Origin of the sequence: Paraburkholderia bryophila (assembly GCF_003269035.1) — a bacterium.
In the GTDB taxonomy this organism is placed as follows: Bacteria; Pseudomonadota; Gammaproteobacteria; order Burkholderiales; family Burkholderiaceae; genus Paraburkholderia; species Paraburkholderia bryophila.
In genome coordinates this window covers 111,886-130,238 of record NZ_QLTK01000020.1, presented here as the reverse complement: position 1 = coordinate 130,238, position 18,353 = coordinate 111,886, and the positions used below count along the sequence as shown (strand labels likewise).

At 63.1% G+C, this 18,353-nt stretch carries 15 protein-coding genes; 4 read left to right on the top strand and 11 right to left on the bottom strand.

Going from position 1 to position 18,353, the window contains the following annotated elements; genetic code table 11:
- Positions 1 to 29 precede the first annotated feature (29 nt).
- Together BX591_RS24870 and purU are read left to right on the top strand one after the other, a co-directional pair.
- A complete protein-coding gene (locus BX591_RS24870; protein ID WP_111933969.1) occupies positions 30 to 944 on the top strand; it encodes a choline sulfate utilization transcriptional regulator in 915 nt (304 codons plus the stop codon).
- Between the two features lie 163 nt (positions 945 to 1,107).
- A complete protein-coding gene (gene purU / locus BX591_RS24865) occupies positions 1,108 to 1,983 on the top strand; it encodes a formyltetrahydrofolate deformylase (protein WP_111933968.1) in 876 nt (291 codons plus the stop codon).
- Positions 1,984 to 2,088: 105 nt separating this feature from the next.
- Here purU and BX591_RS24860 read toward each other — a convergent pair whose 3' ends face one another.
- The 10 genes from BX591_RS24860 to BX591_RS24815 all read right to left on the bottom strand — a co-directional run bounded on the left by BX591_RS24860 (position 2,089) and on the right by BX591_RS24815 (position 14,676).
- On the bottom strand, positions 2,089 to 2,949 hold the full coding sequence (locus BX591_RS24860) for a glycine betaine ABC transporter substrate-binding protein (RefSeq protein ID WP_111933967.1): 861 nt from the start codon (positions 2,947 to 2,949) through the stop codon (positions 2,089 to 2,091).
- A gap of 133 nt (positions 2,950 to 3,082) precedes the next feature.
- Complete coding sequence (locus BX591_RS24855; protein WP_111933966.1) at positions 3,083 to 4,342, bottom strand: FAD-binding oxidoreductase; 1,260 nt, start codon at positions 4,340 to 4,342, stop codon at positions 3,083 to 3,085.
- A 32-nt stretch (positions 4,343 to 4,374) separates the two neighbouring features.
- Positions 4,375 to 5,688 (bottom strand): aromatic ring-hydroxylating oxygenase subunit alpha, encoded by a 1,314-nt coding sequence (locus tag BX591_RS24850; protein ID WP_111933965.1) that lies wholly within the window; start codon positions 5,686 to 5,688, stop codon positions 4,375 to 4,377.
- Positions 5,689 to 5,761: 73 nt separating this feature from the next.
- Positions 5,762 to 6,553, bottom strand: a complete 792-nt coding sequence (locus BX591_RS24845) for an electron transfer flavoprotein subunit beta/FixA family protein (RefSeq protein WP_111933964.1) — start codon at positions 6,551 to 6,553, stop codon at positions 5,762 to 5,764.
- Positions 6,550 to 7,752: an electron transfer flavoprotein subunit alpha/FixB family protein gene (locus tag BX591_RS24840; protein WP_111933963.1), complete on the bottom strand. Its 1,203-nt coding sequence runs from the start codon at positions 7,750 to 7,752 to the stop codon at positions 6,550 to 6,552. Before BX591_RS24840 ends, BX591_RS24845 begins: the two co-directional genes overlap by 4 nt.
- Positions 7,753 to 7,756: 4 nt before the next feature.
- The gene (locus tag BX591_RS24835) at positions 7,757 to 9,670 is read right to left on the bottom strand and encodes a (Fe-S)-binding protein (protein WP_111933962.1); all 1,914 of its coding nucleotides are present in this window, start codon (positions 9,668 to 9,670) and stop codon (positions 7,757 to 7,759) included.
- Between the two features lie 2 nt (positions 9,671 to 9,672).
- The gene (locus tag BX591_RS24830; RefSeq protein WP_111933960.1) at positions 9,673 to 11,736 is read right to left on the bottom strand and encodes an NADH:flavin oxidoreductase; all 2,064 of its coding nucleotides are present in this window, start codon (positions 11,734 to 11,736) and stop codon (positions 9,673 to 9,675) included.
- Positions 11,737 to 11,816: 80 nt separating this feature from the next.
- Complete coding sequence (locus BX591_RS24825) at positions 11,817 to 12,353, bottom strand: DUF5943 domain-containing protein (protein ID WP_111933958.1); 537 nt, start codon at positions 12,351 to 12,353, stop codon at positions 11,817 to 11,819.
- Between the two features lie 58 nt (positions 12,354 to 12,411).
- Complete coding sequence (locus BX591_RS24820) at positions 12,412 to 13,383, bottom strand: dipeptidase (protein ID WP_105509035.1); 972 nt, start codon at positions 13,381 to 13,383, stop codon at positions 12,412 to 12,414.
- Positions 13,384 to 13,401: 18 nt separating this feature from the next.
- A complete protein-coding gene (locus tag BX591_RS24815; RefSeq protein ID WP_111933956.1) occupies positions 13,402 to 14,676 on the bottom strand; it encodes a serine hydroxymethyltransferase in 1,275 nt (424 codons plus the stop codon).
- Positions 14,677 to 15,133: 457 nt separating this feature from the next.
- Between BX591_RS24815 and BX591_RS24810 the strand changes: the two genes are divergently transcribed.
- Entirely contained in the window at positions 15,134 to 16,129 is a 996-nt protein-coding gene (locus BX591_RS24810; protein WP_111933954.1) for a GlxA family transcriptional regulator, read from the top strand.
- A 132-nt stretch (positions 16,130 to 16,261) separates the two neighbouring features.
- Here BX591_RS24810 and fdhA read toward each other — a convergent pair whose 3' ends face one another.
- Positions 16,262 to 17,461, bottom strand: coding sequence for a formaldehyde dehydrogenase, glutathione-independent (fdhA, locus tag BX591_RS24805; protein ID WP_111933952.1), 1,200 nt, complete (start codon positions 17,459 to 17,461; stop codon positions 16,262 to 16,264).
- 274 nt (positions 17,462 to 17,735) lie between these two features.
- Between fdhA and betI the strand changes: the two genes are divergently transcribed.
- Positions 17,736 to 18,323 (top strand): transcriptional regulator BetI, encoded by a 588-nt coding sequence (gene betI / locus BX591_RS24800; protein WP_111934001.1) that lies wholly within the window; start codon positions 17,736 to 17,738, stop codon positions 18,321 to 18,323.
- Positions 18,324 to 18,353 lie beyond the last annotated feature (30 nt).

Below are 18,353 nucleotides of genomic sequence, written 5' to 3'. Positions count from 1 at the left end.
AATCCGTTATGTGTCTATAAGGGGGCGTTATGTCGAGGCAGGATCGCTTACCGCCCATGCAGGCGTTGACAATGTTCGAGTCCGCCGCGCGTCTCGCCAGCTTCACGGCTGCGGCCCGAGAACTCGGTTCGACGCAACCGGCGGTCAGTCAGCGCGTCGTGCAGCTGGAAGAAGCGCTCGGTACACCGCTCTTCGAGCGCGGCCATCGCGGCGTCACGCTGACCGAAGACGGTGAACGGTTATTCGAAGCGGTGCATCACGCGCTCGACACGATCCGCGCGGCGACCGCCGAGATCCGCGCGCGGCGCACGCCGCACACGCTCACGCTCTCTACCGACTTCGGCTTCGCCACCTATTGGCTGATGCCGCGTCTGTCGCAATTCAAGGCGCTGATGCCGGACGTGGACGTAAAAATCATCACGTCGCAGAGCGTGTTCGATCCGTCGCACGATCAGGCCGACATTGCGATTGCTTTCGGCGACGCCCACGCGGACTGGACCGCGCGCGGCGTGGTGAAGCTCTTTCCCGAACACGTCGTGCCAGTCTGCAGCCCGGCCTTTCTGGCCGCGCATCCGTCATTGCGCACGCCATCCGATCTACCGGGCGTGCCACTACTACATCTCGAACCCACGCAACCGGCACGCTGGCTATCGTGGGCCGACTGGTTCTCCGTACACGGTCTCGACGCCCCGGCCGCGCATCGCGGCATCACGTTCAACAGCTTCACGCTGGTCGCGCATGCGGCGATCATGGGCCAGGGCGTCGCACTGGGCTGGGCGCCGCTCGTCGACGAACTGCTGGCGACCGGGCAACTCGTCGAACTGTTCGATACGCCCGTCGTCACGGAGCGCGGCTATCTGCTCGTCACCCAGCGCACGGCCACGCCGGTCATCAACGCGTTCCGCCAATGGCTGCTCGGCGAATGCGGACTCGATATGGAATGAGCGCCTGAACGGCTCATTCGACACAGTCGGCGAACCTGCGCCTGGCGCACCCGTTCCAGCGCAACGGCGGTTAGCTTCTATCCGCTCGTGCCGTCCATTTGCTCTACTGCGATGATGCATGCCGCGCCCTGCGGCATCGTTCTATTGTTTATGTGGAGAGCGCATGTCCGCCGATTCCCGTCCCGATCAACTGGTTCTCACCGTCGCGTGTCCGAGCGCGGCGGGCCAGGTCGCCGCTGTCGTCGGCTTTCTCGACCGGCACCATTGCTATATCGACGAGCTGACCGTGTTCGACGACGACCTCAGCGAGCGCTTCTTCGTGCGTTGCGTGTTCCATGGCGTCGACAACAACGAAGCGCTGCACGCCGCATCGCTCAAACGCGAGTTCGAACCGATTGCCGAACGCTTCCGGATGACGTGGGCCATGCATGATGTCGGCACGCGCCCGAAAGTACTCATCTTGGTCTCGAAGTTGGAGCACTGTCTCGCCGACCTGCTGTTCCGCTGGCGAATGGGTGAGCTGAAAATGGATATTGTCGGCATTGGTTCGAATCATCGCGATCTCGAACCGCTCGCGCTGCAGCATGGACTACCGTTTCATCATCTGCCGATCACGGCGGAGACCAAGCCGCAACAGGAGGCGCGGCTACTCGATCTGTTCGACACCTCGGGCGCGGAATTGCTGATTCTCGCGCGCTACATGCAGATTCTGTCCGGAGCAACGAGCCGCGCGCTGGCCGCACGCGCGATCAATATCCATCATTCGTTTCTGCCTGGCTTCAAGGGCGCGAAGCCGTATCATCAGGCGCATGCGCGCGGCGTCAAACTGATCGGCGCCACCGCGCATTTCGTGACCGACGATCTCGACGAAGGTCCGATCATCGAACAGGTCGTGGAGCGTGTCGATCATTCATACAGTCCGGAGCGATTGCTGGCCACCGGGCGCGACGTCGAGAGCATTACGCTGGCGCGCGCCGTGAAAGCGTTTATCGAGCGGCGGGTGTTTATCAACGGTGATAGAACGGTAGTACTGCAATAGCATCAATCGCTTATAAAAACAGAACGCCGCTAAAAAGCGGCGTTTTTTCGAACCGCCGCGCTCAAACAGCGGCGGTTCCTTCACATAAAACCGAGCGATCCCAGCTTACTTCACCCAGCTATCCACCCGATCGCCATGCGCGCTGATCCACGCATCCGCCGCGGCAGTCGGCTTCTCGCCGTTCTGCGTGGCGAGCATCACGCTGTCGATCTCGCCCGGCTTCCACTGGAACTTCTTCAGAAACGCGACCACAGTGGGCGCTTTCTTTTCCAACTCGGGATTGATAACGCTATCCACATGCTCCGAGTCGCCAAACACCTTCTTCGGATCGTCGAGGAATTTCAGCTTGTACTTCGCGAACATCCAATGCGGCTTCCAGCCCGTCACGATGATCGGCTTGCTCGCAGCTTCCGAGCGCGCCAGTTCCGCCGTCATCGCGCTGCCGGAACTCGGCATCAACTGATAATCGAGGCCATACGCCTTGATCGCTTCGCTGGTCTTCTGCATCACGCCCGCACCGGCATCGATACCGACAATGCGCGAACCGAACTCCGCTTTCTTCGCTTCCAGATCGCCCACGGTTTTCACGTCGGCGTTGTCCGGCACGATCAGACCGATTTTCGCGTCGTTGAAATTCGGGCCGAGGTCGACCACCTTATCCTTGAAGTTATTCCAGTACGCGCCGTGCGTGACCGGCAACCAGGCCGACAGGGTCGCGTCCAGATCGCCGCGCGCCACGCCCTGCCACATCACACCAGCCGCAACCGGCACGAGCGTGACCTGATAACCCAGGCGTTTCTCGATCACCTGCGCGGCCACGTTCGACGTCGCGACGCTATCGTCCCAGCCTTCCACGTAGCCGATCTTGATGGTCGGCTTCGTATCCGCCGACACCATGCTCACGCTGCTGGCCGCCAGCGCCGCGCTCATCGCGCTCAATACCAGTATCTTTTTGATCAGTCTCATCGCCGTTCTCCCGTTCCCAATCCACCCAATGAGCATTTAGAATCGCTAGCCAGAATTGCCGGGTAGCGTTGTTTTACGACGTTGAGTTGTCTACACGCGACTTCGACTTACCCATGCACTCGCGTGTCTTGTCTTACTTATCGACGACGAGATCGGTCAGCGGTTTGCTGCAACACAACAGCACCATGCCCTGATCGATTTCCCGCTGACGAATGCCGCCCGCGTGTTTCATCGACACTTCACCGGACACCAGCTTCACCTTGCAGGTGCCGCACATGCCTTGCGTACACGACGCCGGCAAACGCACACCGGCTTTCTTCGCCGCGTCGAGCACGTGTTGGCCGCTGCCGCATTCGATCTCGCGATTGCTTTTCGCGAAACTGACCTTGAAACGCGTTTGCGTTTCGACGGTGGTGGGCGCCGACTCCGGCGCAAAACCCAGCGCCTGCTCACGTGCCTCGGCAAAACGCTCCGCGCTACCGCCAGGAATAGCGCCTGCGGCTTGCAACGCATCCGCGACGTGCGCGGTGGTCAATTGCGCCGCGACTTCGCTGACGGTCTCGAACGAAAAACTTTCCTCGTGATAATGACCGCGATCGAAACCGCCCTCGTCGAGCAGATTGCGCACCGCCTGCATGTACGGCGCCGGACCGCACGTAAAAATCTCGCGCTCCATGAAATCCGGCGCAATCAGCTTAAGCAACGGCAAGCTTAGAAACCCCGTCACGCCAGACCAATTCGTGCGCGCGCCGAGCCGCTCGCAAACAAACGCCGTGCGGAAACGCGTCTGGTTCGACGCGATCAGATCCAGCTCACGCGCGAAGATGATGTCGTCCGGCGTACGCGCGCTGTGCACGAACACAATGTCGCTGTCTTCGCCGAGTTCATGGTGGGCGCGGCTCATCGACATGAGCGGCGTAATGCCCGATCCCGCCGACAGAAACAGAAACTTGCGCGCCGGATGCCGCGCGCAGGTGAACTCACCCGACGGCCCGAGCACGCGAACCTGCGAACCCGCCTGCAGATTGTCGTGCAGCCAGTTCGACACTTTGCCGCCCGGTACGCGCTTCACCGTGATCGAAATCGTATGTGGCCGCGTGGGCGGCGACGAGATCGTGTAGCAGCGATTCACCGACTCGCCGTCTATCTCCAGTTCCAGCGTAATGAACTGCCCCGGTTCGAACACGAAAGCTCGCCCGGACGGTGCACGAAAGAAAAAGCTCTTCACGTCGTGCGTTTCCTGACGCACCTGGCAGCACACCAGCGTGTCGTCGCTATCGCTGTCCCACCGCGCGGGCAGCGCGTCCCAGAAGCACGGCTGCGTGACACGGTTCTCCGCGCGGCTTGGGGCTGACTCGGGGCTGACCTGAAACGTCGCCTGATCGCGCATCATTGTTTTCTCCGCTCCTGATTGCGGTATCGCGCTCAGCGCATGAAAGACACGACTTTTTCGCCGTGCGAAGCCGGTGTGGCGCCGTCGGCGCCGTCCGTTTGGGGCGCATCGCCGTAATCCGCCATACGGGCGATGTACCACGCGCAGAACTTCTCCACGAGGCCCTCGGTGAACGGTGAATACGGACCCGGCTCATACGCGCTGCTGGTTGCGCCGCGTTGCGAGTATTCGACGAGCGCGCGATCCTGGTCGTTGGTGGCGCGCCAGACGGCGGTCAGATTATTCACGTCGTAGTCGATCCCTTCGCGCGCGTCCTTGTGCACCAGCCACTTGGTGCGCACCAGGGTTTTGCCGGCCGACAGCGGAATCACCGAAAAGCTGACGATATGGTCGCTCATGAAGTGATGCCACGAATTCGGCTGGGTCCAGAACGACAGACCGCCGAGGTCGGCCTGCTCGAAACCGCCCAGCAGTTTCTTCGACGCCACTTTCGCGTCCAGCGTCTGCGATTCGCCGTCGCGATCGAGCGGCAAACGTTGCGTGCGGAAACCCGTCACCAGATCGGCGAGCCGTTCGATTTCCGCCGACGGCAATTTCATCGCTTCCCACTGCGCGGTGCGGCGCGCCACGGTTTCCTCGAAGGCGGCCATGCCCTCTTCGTTCGCTGGTGTGCGCTGATAGCCGAAGCCGTATTCGTAAAGCGAAATGGTCAGCTCGGGGTGATTCGCGACGCAGTGATAGCACTCCCGATTGTTCTCCATCGTGAGCTTCCAGTTGCCCTCTTCGATAATGTCGATCGACGCGGCGATCTTGCAGCCGGCCAGATCGTGCGGCAGCATGTACGGCTCCATCGCGGCACGCATCACCGGGAAATCGGCGGGCGGCGTCTCGGCGAGGCAAATAAAAATGAGCCCCGCGAGATTCTCGACATGCACGGCTTTCAGGCTGTGCTTGCAGCGATCGAACTGGTCGCCCATGTGCTCGGCGAACATCAGATCGCCGTTCAGGTTATACGTCCAGCTGTGATACGGGCAGACGATATTGCCAAGCGAGCCTTTGTCGGTGTTGCACAGCCGCGCGCCGCGATGGCGGCAGACGTTATGAAACGCCCGCACCTGCATGTCGTCGTCGCGCACAATCAGGATCGAATCCTGGCCGATCTCCACCGTGATGTAATCGCCTGGCTCCGGCACATCCGGTTCCACTGCCACCTGAATCCAGTGCTGCCGGAAAATCGCCTCCATATCGAGCGCGAAAATTGCCTCGCTCGTATAGAACGGTGCTTCCAGCGTGTGATTCTTTTTACGGCGTTCGATCATTGCGCGAACGTCTGCCGAGACTTTCATTGTGTGCTCCGTTGCATGTCACGTCTGGCGCTGCACCAGGCCCTCCTGGTCGCATGCTGGCCCGAACCGGAAATCAGTAATCCACGAGTTGATGCTCGCGCAAATACGCCAGAATCACTTGTGCTTTTTCGACGGAACTCCCTTCAATTACGACGCTGCCGCCGCGGCTTTCGGTGGTCGTTGCCGAGAGCATGCGGGCGTGGCCGGAACGCTTTTCGGCGGCGGCGAGGCGCACCGGTTTCGCGGTCACGGGACGGGTCGTCCAGGCGAGCTCGTCGGCGTGAGTTGTATCCGTATTCACCGCATTAACCGTGGTGACCGGGCGGATAGTGCCTTCGCGCAAACGGGCATACGCATAGGTCGGCGTCGCGTTGGCCAGCGGATGCACCGCGATCAGCGCGGGCAGTTGCACTTCGACGCGCCGGCGTAAGCCCTTCGGCATGAACTGGCGGACTTCGGCACAACCGTCGCGCAGCGTGAGGTCGACTGCCGCGCCGACCAGCGGCATCTCGAGCGCGGCGGCAACGCGATACGGCAGCATGCCGCTGTCGAACGCGCCTTCGGCGCGCGTGCCGGTCAGCACCAGGTCGTAACCTCGCAGACGCGCGGCGAGCTGTGCGGCGACGTCGAGCTGCACGCCGTCGGCAGCGGCTGTTTCAAGCACCTCGATCGAGCGCGCGCCGAGCGCCAGATACTCCTGTAACGCAGGATTCGACGGGTCGCCCGCGTGCAACACATCGAGTGTCGCCTTGTGCTTGCTGACCAGCGATAACGCCAGCGTCAGCGCGGCGGCGTCGTTGCGGCTATAGCGCGCCACGCCGCTGACCGGATGACGGCCCACGGAAACCAGCACGGCGATCTTCATGCGAGCGCTCCTTCGGCAACAGCGGATGAGTTCAACAGCGCGGCGCCCGTACCGCGCGCGTGACGCGCCGCGGCGGCCGCCTCGTTGAGCGCCGCGATGGTTTCCCGCGCGTCCGCGATCACGGTCAGATTCGCGCGCTTGGCGATCGGCGCGCTGGCGTCGAGGTTCACCGCGATCACATGACGGCAATCCTTGATGCCCTGCAAGTGCTGCACCGCGCCGGAAATGCCGAACGCGATATACACGCTTGCTTCAACCGTCTTGCCGGTCGCACCGATCTGCTTGTCGCGCGTGAATTTACCGTCGTCGACGGCGACGCGGCTTGCACCGATCGCCGCGCCCAGCGTGGCCGCGAGACGCTCGAACGCGGGCACGTCGCTCACGCCATTACCGGCCGAGACGATGAAATCCGCTTCCTCCAGCGCCAGTTGCGCGGCATCGATTTCCTCGATGCCGAGATCGCGCACGGTGATTTTTCTAGCATCAGCGTTGGCGCCACCTCCGGCTCCAGCCGACGCGCCGTCGAAACGCCAGACGACCCGTTCTCCTGCGCCGACAAACGGCAGCTTCGGTTCGACCGCATTCGGCGCGAGCAGCACCACATCCGGCAGCGAACGCGCGGCGAACGCCGTATTCGCGTGGACATAAGACGCGACGTGCGTGGCGTCGATCTCGACCACGTGCGTCGCGACGCTCGCATTCGCAGCGGCTGCATAACGGCGGCCGAGGTCGCCGTCGCCCGTGGCGTTATCGGGCAGGAAAACATGCACCGGTGCATACGCGGCCACGCACGCGGCCAGCGCGTTCAGTTCGTCGAGCGGTGCGAAGCGGCGGCGGTCGAACATCGGCAATTCGATCAGCTTGTCGGCGCCGAGCGCGGCGGCATCGCCGGTGAATTCACCGAACACGAGCAGCACGACTTCGGTCAGCGTATCCGCGATCAACGCGGCGCCGGCCAGGGTCTGGCGTGCGTGATCGTCCAGCGCGCCACGGTCCGCATGCGCGGCCACCAGCACCACGCGCTGCGGCGCGGCGGTGGTACGGCGCGCCTTGACCTGTTCGCGATGTGCCGCGGCGGACGCTGCCACGGGTTCCAATGACCCTGCCGCGCCCGCCGTCATGCCGAGCGTGATGCGTTTAAGTCCCTCCGCCGTGATCGTGAACGGCCGGCGCGGATCGATTCGTTTGAGCGTATTCATCGCGTTACTCCAGCGCTGCTGCAACCAGTTCGGCGACGTCCAGCACTTCCGGACGCGGGCCGACCACGCCTTCGAGCATGGCGGTGCAATTCGGGCAGCCCACCGCGACGATTTCTGCGCCGATCGTACGGGCGTCGTCGATACGAATGTCCGGAATACGCCGCTTGCCGGGAATGTCGGTGAGCGGCGCACCGCCGCCACCGCCGCAGCATCGCCCACGCACGCCGTTGCGCTCCATTTCCACCACCTTGATGCCGATGCTCTTCAGCAGGCGGCGCGGCGCCTCCGTTTCGCCGTTATAGCGGCCCAGATAGCACGGGTCGTGATAGGTGATCTTGCGTTCCGCCAACGCAGCGACCGCGCGCGGCGACAGCTTGCCGCTCGCGACCAGTTCGTCGAGCAGCGCGGTGTGATGCTGCACCTCGTAGAAACCGCCCAGCGCGCGATACTCGTTGCGCAGGCTATGCAGCACATGCGGGTCGGCCGTGACGATCTTGCCGAACGAGTACTGCGAAAGCGTGCCGATCAGTTGACGGGCGAGCTGCTGGAAGGTGGCTTCGTCGCCGAGACGACGGGCCGTGTCGCCGGTATCGGTTTCGACGCCGCCCAGCACCGCATAGTCCACGCCCGCGCGGTTCAGCACCTTGACCAGTGCGCGCAGCGTGCGCTGATAGCGCATGTCGAAGGCACCTTCGCCGGCGATTAGCAAGACCTCCACCCTGCGCCCCGGTTGCGCGACCTGCACTTGCAGATCGACCGCCCAGTCGTAACGCGCGCCGACGTCGTAACCGTTCGAGCTGCCGGTTTCGCGCAGATTCGCGAGCGTGATCGGGCCTTTGCCCGGCACGCTGCCTTCCACCAGCGTCTGATTGCGGCGCATGTCCACGATCGCATCGACGTGCTCGATCAACATCGGGCACTCCTGCACGCAGGCGCGACACGTGGTGCAAGACCACAAGGTGTCCGCTTCGATCAGCGTCGAAATCAGCGGCTTTCCGGGTGCGCCGCCGTGTTTTCCGAGCGGGATACCGGGCGTCGGGCTGCCCGCGTAATCGGCGTCCGTGCCGCCCACCATGCCGGTGACCAGATCCTGAATCAGTTTCTTCGGGTTGAGCGGCTGACCGGCGGCGAACGCGGGACAGGCCGCCTCGCACTTGCCGCACTGCACGCAGGCGTCGAAACTGAGCAACTGGTTCCAGCGGAACTCGACCGGTTTGCCGACGCCGTATTCCTTCGCGTCGAGCAGCGGCATCTTCAATGCCGTCGGCGGCACGAGGTCGTTGTCGTTGCGCTCGGCAAAGCGTTCCTGACGCGGATGAAACGCCAAGTGCAGCAAGCCCGCCATCGCATGCTTCATCGGACCGCCGCGCGCCGCGCCGAACGTCATCGTGAACGCGCCCGCGGCGATCAGCAGCGCGACGATGATCGCAAGCGCACCCGACATGGCACCCGCCGGCAACGCGATGAACAGCACGAGCCCCAGCGCGAACGAGCCGAGCAACAACGGCAGATGATCCCAGGGCCCGCGCGAAAGCCGCGCCGGCACCGCTTTCGCACCATGCCGGCGGCGCCACACGAACACCGCACCGACCAGCATCACGAGCGCGGCCAGAAAAATCAGCTTGTCCAGCCACGGCGAGTAGATTGCCAGGCCGTAATTGACGAACACCAGCGCCATCGCGAGAATCGCACCGCCCGCCGTGGCCACGTGCGTTTTGGCAATGTACGGATCGCGCGCCACCACATGATGCAGATCGACGAAGTAGCGCTTCGGAATCGTCAGCAGATGGGTCCAGCCGTACGCGCCCGCCGCGGTGGCGCGACCTTCGCGCCAGTAAGCGGCGCGTTTGACGAGCGCGAACGCCAGACCCGCCACCGACAACCACAGCAGGACGGTGATGACAAACACGGGGCTCATCGTCAGAAATCCTTGCAAAGGCGCAGCGCGTCGTAAATCGCGCCGTGAATGTTGTGCATGGAAATGCAGTCGCCGACACGGAACAGCAGAAAGCGGCCGTTACCGAGTTCTTCGCTGAGCGACGGCTGCGGTTCGGACGCGAACAGCGTGTGCACGTCCACCTGGCCGAGATTCACCGATTCCGGCTTGAGCTTCCAGTACAACTCGTCGTTCGGCGTGCTGCCGTTTTCGATTACGACCTGATCGACCGCGCGCTCTTCCTGCTCTTCGGTGTACTCGTTGCGGATCACGGCGATCTTCCTGCCGTCTTCCTCGTAGACTTTGTCGAGCCAGTAATTCGGCGTGTGGATCACGCCTTGCGCGTAGAGCCGTCGATAGAAAATCGGGAACGTGGTGCCGCCCACGTCGTCGGCGACCTTCACGTCCGGCGTCACGATCTCGACGTTCGAACCGCGGCTCGACATGAAATCGGCGACGCCCGCGCCGGCGTGCGTGCTGACACCGTCGTACACCAGCACGTTCTTGCCGGGTTCGACCTTGCCTGACAGCACGTCCCACGAACTCACGGCGAGCCCTTCGTCGACGCCCCACGCCGCGACTTGCGACGTGAACGCAGCGCCGCCCGTGGCCAGCACCACGATGTCCGGCTTCTCCGCCATGATGGTTTTTTCGTCGGCGGCGACGCCGAGACGGCGGTCCACGCCGAGTCGCTTCGTTTCCATATCGAACCAGCGCACGATGCCTGCCATCTGTTCGCGCTGCGGCGCTTTCGCGGCCAGCATGATCTGGCCGCCCACATAATCGTTCTTCTCGAACAGCACGACGTCGTGCCCGCGCGATTTCGCCACGCGCGCCGCTTCCAGTCCCGCCGGCCCCGCGCCGACCACCACCACCTTGCGCTTCGGCCCGCGTGTCTTCGCGATCACGTGCGGCATGGTTTCTTCGCGCGACGTGGCGGCGTTCTGCACGCACAGCACGTCGAGGCCGTTGTACTGACGATCGATGCAATAATTCGCGCCGACGCATTGCTTGATTTCGTCCTCGCGACCGTCGCGGATCTTGATGACCATGTGCGGATCGGCGATCTGCGCACGCGTCATGCCGACCAGATCGACCATGCCGCTGGCGAGCAGCCGTTCGGCCTGGCCCGCGTCGCGAATGCTCTGCGCGTGCATGACCGGCAGCTTTACCACCGACTTGATACCGGCGGCAAGGTGCACGAACGGTTCCGGCGGCAGCGCCATCGGCGGCATGCAGTTGGCGAGCGTGTTGTGCGTATCCGCGCCGGAGCCGATCACGCCGAGGTAATCGATCAGACCGGTTTCGCTCATGGCCTGAGCGATCTCTTTCAGTTGTTCGTGATCGAGTCCGTCTTCATGGAACTCGTCGCCGCACATGCGCAGGCCGACGCAGAAATCCGCGCCCACGGCTTCGCGCACCGCGTTCAACACTTCGGTGCCGAAACGCAGACGGTTTTCGAGCGAGCCGCCCCATTCGTCGGTACGAAAGTTGGTGCGTGGGCTCCAGAACTGGTCGATCAGATGCTGGTGCGCCGCCGAAATTTCGACACCATCCATGCCGGCATCTTTCACGCGCTTCGCCGCCGCGGCAAAGTCGCGGATGATGCGGCGAATTTCTTCCACCTCAATGATCTTCGCGTTGCCGCGGTGCACCGGTTCGCGCACGCCCGAGGGCGACATCAGATGCGGCCAGTGCTCGCCGTGAAACGCCGAACGGCGACCCATATGAGTAGCCTGAATCATGATTTTCGCGCCGTGCCGATGCATCGCTTCGGCGAGCCGCGCGAGCGGATCGATGATCCTGTCGGTCGACAGATTCACCGATTTCCACCAGCCTTGCGGGCTGTCGATCGATACCGGACTCGAGCCGCCGCACACGGCGAGGCCGACGCCGCCCTTCGCCTTCTCTTCGTAATAACGGATATAACGGTCGCCGGGCAAGCCGCCGGGCTCCGCATACACCTCCGCGTGCGCCGTGCTGACGATGCGGTTGCGCAAGGTCAGCTGGTTCAGCGTGAGAGGCTTGAAAAGGTTGGGGTAACGCATCGCAATCGACCTCGGAATGAATAGCTTGTTGCGCTCTGCCGCGCGTTTGCCGGCGTCGTGATAAACGCGTCAGTCAGGCACTACGCCGCGAGCGGCGACACTTCGAATACGCAATGGTCGTGGTGTTCGGCCGCGCACTGCGCTTCGCGCGAATGGGACGGCGGACCCTTGCGCGCGCTATCTGGCGCGGTATCGTTGACCCAGTCCATCGCGCCTGCAAACCAGCCCGCAAACATGTAGCAAAGCTTGCCGACCTTACCCGGCTGCGCGAGCACGAACGACGAGTGATGCAATTCGATGCGCGCGTGCGAGCTGGACGGATCGGCCTCAGTGATCTTGAAGAGACCCCAGCCGCGTTGCGACAGACGGTTCAGGTAGTGTTCGAACACCGCCATGCCGGCAATGCCGTGCTGTTTGGCTTCCTTGTCGCACCAGAAATACGCGGACTTGTAGCCGGCCTTGTAGAGAATCTCGGCATACGCATCGAGCCCGAGTGCTTCTTCCACGGCGGTGTGATTGTTCGTGAAGAAATGGCGCGGCACGTACAGCATCGGCAGCGCGTCGGTGGTCCAGACGCCGGTGTCCGGATCGACGTTGATCGGCAGTTGCGGTTGCATGTGAGGGTTCCGTTTTTTTACGTGGGGTCAGTGTAGGAATCGCAGGCCAGCGCGAAAATCAAACCGTCCAGACTTCGCCGAACACGCGCACCCAGTTCTCGCCCATGATCTTTTTGATGCGCGTTTCGCTCCAGCCGGCGCGTTCCATCGCAGCCGTCAGGTTCGGAAACTCGCCGATCGTGCGAATGCCTTCCGGATTCACGACCTTGCCGAAGTTCGTCAGTTGGCGATAACGGCCCTTGTCGTGCGTGATCCAGTCGAAGAACTCGGTGCTATAGCCTTGCGTGAAGTCGGTGCCGATCCCCACCTGGTCTTCGCCGATCAGATTCACCACGTATTCGATCGCTTCGATATAGTCGTCGACGGTCGCATCCGGGCCGCGCTTGAGGAACGGCGCGAACATCGTCACGCCGACAAAACCGCCCGCGTCGGCAATCTCTTTCAATTGCTCGTCGCTCTTGTTGCGCGGGTGTTCTTTCAGCCCCGACGGACAGCAATGCGAGTAGCACACCGGCTTGTTCGACGCGGCGATCGCTTCCGACGACGTCTTGCCGCCCACATGCGAGAGATCGACCATGATGCCGACGCGGTTCATCTCCTGGATTACTTCGCGGCCATAACCGGACAGACCGCCGTCGCGTTCATAGCAGCCGGTGCCCACCAGATTCTGCGTGTTGTAGCAAAGCTGCACCACGTTCACGCCGAGGTCCTTGAAGGCCTCGATATAGCCGAGGTTGTCCTCGAACGCATGGGCGTTCTGGAAACCGAAAATGATGCCGGTCTTGTTCTCTTTCTTCGCACGGTGAATGTCGGCGGTGGTGCGCACCAGCGTCAGAATCTCGCCGTACTCGCGGATCTGCTGCTTCATTTCGGCAATGTTATCGACCGTCTTCTGGAAGCTTTCCCAGACCGACACGGTGCAGTTGACCGCGGTCACGCCGCCCTTGCGCATGTCCTCGAACACCGAGCGCTCGAACTTCGAAATGTTCAGACCGTCGATGATGATGCTGTTGTCGTGCAGAGTACTCATGGTTCGCTCCAGGCGTGCTCAGTAGATGGGAAAGCGTTCGCACAGCGCGAAAATCTCGCGGCGCACGCGTTGTTCGGTGGCGGCATGGCCTTCGGGGTGATCGCGCAGCGCGTCGAACACCTCGACGATCAGGCGCCCCACGTCGCGGAACTCGCTCACGCCGAAGCCGCGCGTGGTGCCCGCGGGCGTGCCGAGGCGAACGCCGGAGGTGATCGTGGGCTTCTCCGCGTCGAACGGAATACCGTTCTTGTTGCAGGTGATGCCCGCGCGTTCCAGCGCCTGCTCCACCTGATTGCCCTTCAGGCCCTTCGGCCGCAGATCCACCAGCAGCAGATGGTTGTCCGTGCCGCCGGTCACGAGGTCGACGCCGCCTTCCTTCAGCACGTCGCCGAGCGCCTTCGCATTGGCGAGCACGTTGTCGATATAGGTCTTGAAACCCGGTTGCAGCGCCTCGCCGAACGCGACTGCCTTGCCGGCGATCACATGCATCAGCGGACCGCCCTGCAAGCCGGGGAACACCGCCGAATTGATTTTCTTGGCGATGTCTTCGTCATTCGTCAGAACAAAACCGCCGCGTGGACCGCGTAAGGTCTTGTGCGTGGTGGACGTGACCACATGTGCGTGGTCGACCGGATTCTGGTGACGGCCCGCCGCGATCACGCCGGCAATGTGCGCCATATCCACCATCAGCTTCGCGCCGACGCCGTCGGCGATCTTGCGCAGGCGGGCGAAGTCCAGCTCACGCGGATAGGCCGAGAAACCGCCGATCAACAGCGCCGGTTTGTGCTGCTGCGCGAGTTCCTCGATCTGCTCGTAGTCGATCAGCATCGTGTCGCGCTTCACGCCGTACTGCACCGCGTTGAACCATTTGCCCGACATGGCCGGTTTGGCGCCGTGCGTCAGATGGCCGCCCGCGTCGAGCGACATGCCGAGCACCGTGTCGCCGGGCTTGACCAGCGCCAGCATCACCGCGCCGTTGGCCTGCGCGCCGGAATGCGGCTGCACGTTGGCGAATTTCGCGTTGAACAGCTGCTTGATACGATCGAGCGCCAGCGTTTCGATCACGTCCGCGTATTCGCAACCGCCGTAGTAACGCTTGCCCGGATACCCTTCCGCGTACTTGTTGGTCAGCACCGAGCCCTGCGCTTCGAGCACCGCGCGCGACACGATGTTTTCCGACGCGATCAGTTCGACCTGCGACTGCTGGCGCTCGAGTTCTTTCAGAATGGCGCCGCGCACTGCCGCGTCGCGGGCGGCCAGCGGTTCTTCGAAGAAGGGATTCGGGTTCGACATGGAATGTCCGTTAAGTCGTTGACGGAAGGGCCGTGAGCGCCGTCCGGTGCGGCATGTGCACCGCGCTGTCGCCGCTCTGCATTGGGTCTATTCTTGACGTTCGCCCCGCGCGTCAATTTACGAATTCAGACGCGTTCTTTGCCTTTTCCGCCATACACGTCCTTTTTCGACAAGTCGGCGCGGCTCGCCGGGCGCGTCGCTCGCGGCAAGCGCCCTGCCGCACGACGCCCGCGACCCGCCCATGCTGCACTGCACCTGAACGTCGTGCGCGCTTCGGGTGCGCCAACCGTGTCGTCGGGCTCCGTTCTGGTGCCGATCGTCGAGCGTTCCAGACCATTCGACAGCCAACCGAGGGTTTAGCCTGATGGCACGGTAGTTGCGCTAGTCCTCAAAATTGCAGCAGTCGCCGCTCCCCACGGCGACGCGACATTACAGATTCGAAGGAATCATTCCTCCCATGTCCACCGATCGCACGGCGTCGTTGTCGCACTTCGCATTCATGCCGCTCCCCAACTTCACGATGATCGCGTTCACCAACGCCATCGAAGTGCTGCGCATGGCGAACTATCTGACGGGGCAAACGCTATACCGCTGGTCGATCGTGAGTCCCGACGGCGGTCCGGTCGCGGCGAGCAACGGTCTCTCGGTCGACACCGGGCCGGTCGACTGCGTCGGGCAACCGGATATCGTGTTCGTGGTCGGCGGCATCGACGTGCAACGCGCCACGACCCCGGACCACCTCTCCGCATTGCGCCGTTTCGCCCGCATGGGCAGCGTGCTCGGCAGCCTGTGCACGGGCACCTACGCGCTGGCGCGCGCCGGTCTGCTGGCTGGTTACGCGTGCGCGATTCATTGGGAGAACATGTCGGCGCTCAAGGAGGAGTTTCCCGATACGCGCTTTCTGAAAGAGCTATTCGTGATCGACCGCGATCGGGTGACGTGTACCGGCGGCGTCGCGCCGCTCGACATGATGCTGAACCTGATCGCACCACGCGTCGGCACGGCACGCGTCACGCAAATCGCCGAGCAGTTCATCGTCGAACATGTGCGCGACACCAGTGCGCAACAGAAAATGCCGCTGGTGGCGCGGCTTGGTTCGGCCAACAAGTCGCTGTTCGAAGTGATCTCGCTAATGGAGAACAACATCGAAGAGCCGTTGTCGCGCGAAGAACTCGCGCGGCTCGCCGGCATGTCGCAACGGCAATTGCAGCGGCTATTCCGCGAACATCTGGGGATGACGCCGACCCATTACTATCTGACGCTGCGCTTGCGGCGCGCCCGCGAATTGCTGCTGCAGACCGATATGTCGATCATGCACATCACGATGGCGTGCGGGTTCCAGTCGGCGTGCCACTTCTCGAAGAGCTATCGCGACGCGTTCGGCACGGCGCCGACACGCGAGCGGCGCAAGCAGGCGCCTTCGCTGGCGGCGCTGCCGGTGATGGCGGCTTGAGGTTGGATTAGCCGGCTTCGCCGACAAAAGCGAAGAACACAAAAAAACGCGTTGAGCGGGATACCGTTCAACGCGTTTGTTTTTTTGTGGTTCAGCCCTCTCAGGTTCGCGCTACCCGGCCCCGGGTTCGCATCAAGCCGCCTTCAACAACCCATGCGGATCGATCACGAACTTGCGTGGCGCGCCGCCGTCGAACTGCCGATACCCTTCCGGCGCATCGTCCAGCGACACCACCGTCACGTTGACGATATCCGCAATCGGCAAACGGTCCCACAAGATCGCCTGCATCAGATTGTGGTTGTACTTCATCACCGGCGTCTGGCCGGTATGGAACGAGTGCGACTTCGCCCAACCCAGTCCGAAGCGGATGCTCAGTGCGCCTTTGCGAGCGGCGGCGTCGACCGCGCCCGGATCGTCGGTCACGTAAAGACCGGGAATGCCGATCGCACCCGCCGCCCGCGTGATCTCCATCAGCGAATTGAGCACGGTAGCCGGCGCTTCCTCGTGCGAACCGCTACTGCCGTGACCGTGCGCCTCGAAGCCCACGCAGTCCACCGCGCAATCCACTTCCGGCTTGCCGAGAATCTGCTCGATCTGCTCCGCCAGCGTGGCGTCCTTCGACAGATCGACGGTCTGGAAACCCATCTTGCGAGCATGCGCGAGCCGCGCCTCGTTCATATCGCCGACAATCGTGCAGGCCGCGCCCAACAGTCGCGCGGAAGCCGCTGCCGCCATGCCCACCGGCCCCGCTCCCGCGATATAAACGGTCGCGCCCGGCTTCACGCCCGCCATCACCGCACCGTGATAGCCGGTCGGCAGAATGTCGGACAGACACGTGAGGTCACGGATTTTCGACATCGCCTGGGCGTAGTCGGGGAATTTCAGCAGGTTGAAATCCGCGTACGGCACCAGCACGTATTCGGCCTGGCCGCCGATCCACCCGCCCATGTCCACGTAGCCATACGCGCCGCCCGCGCGCGACGGATTCACGTTCAGGCACACGCCGGTATGCTGCGCCTTGCAGGTCGGACAGCGTCCGCAAGCCACGTTGAACGGCACCGACACCAGATCGCCGATCTTCAGCGTCTCGACGTCGCGGCCCACTTCGACCACCTCGCCGGTGATTTCATGACCGAGCACGAGACCCACTTCGGCGGTCGTGCGGCCGCGCACCATGTGCTGATCCGAGCCGCAAATATTCGTACTCACCACCTTCAGGATCACGCCGTGGCCGATCGACCGGCCGCGTGGATCGACCATCTTCGGAAAGTCGATCGACTGCACTTCCACCTTGCCCTGCCCGAGATACACGACGCCGCGATTGCTGCTCATTGTCTGTCTCCATGTCTTGTGAACGGCGTGACCGACTCTCGCGCGGCACGCCGTTCAACGAGCGTAGCGCCCGCGGAGCAAAGCACTGGGTTCCAACGCGACACGAGTTTGGCCGGAACCGACACGGCCGCCGCAAGCCGCCCCCGCGTTCAGTCACACCGGTTTTTATTGATTGACCGTTCAATATAAAAAAACTAACATGGCCCATCCAACGGGTCGGCGAACGACACGCCCGCGCCGCTTGCCCGCCTTTTGCACCATGACCGTCAGCGCCATGCCCAAACTCGGAATGCGCGAAATCCGTCGCGCGCAGTTGATCGACGCCACCCTGCTCACGATCGACCAGACCGGTCTCGCGGGCGCCACGCTCGCTTCCGTGGCGCAGCGCGCGAGCATTTCCACCGGCATCGTCAGTCACTATTTCGGCGACAAGGACGGGCTGCTCGAAGCCACCATGCGGCACGTATTGCGCGATCTGTGGCAAGCCACGTCGCGCCGCCGCCGGGCTGCGAGGGCCGACCCGCGCTCGAAACTGCGCGCGGTGGTTGCCGCCAATTTCGACGCGGAGCAAACCAGCGGGCCGGTGATGAAAACCTGGCTCGCGTTCTGGTCCGAAAGCATGCACAAGCCGGCATTGCGGCGCTTGCAGTATGTCAACACGCGGCGGCTGAACTCGAACCTGTGCGCGGATTTTTCGAAAGCGCTGCCGCGTCCGGCGGCACGCCGCGCGGCCAGCGGCCTCGCGGCGCTGATCGACGGCTTGTGGCTGCGCGGCGCGTTGTCGGGCGAACCGTTCGACACCCGAGCGGCGCTGCGCGTGGCCAATGAATATATCGATCTGGTGCTGGCGGCAAGCGCCTAGACCAGTCCACTCTTCAGCAAGGAGCAAGTC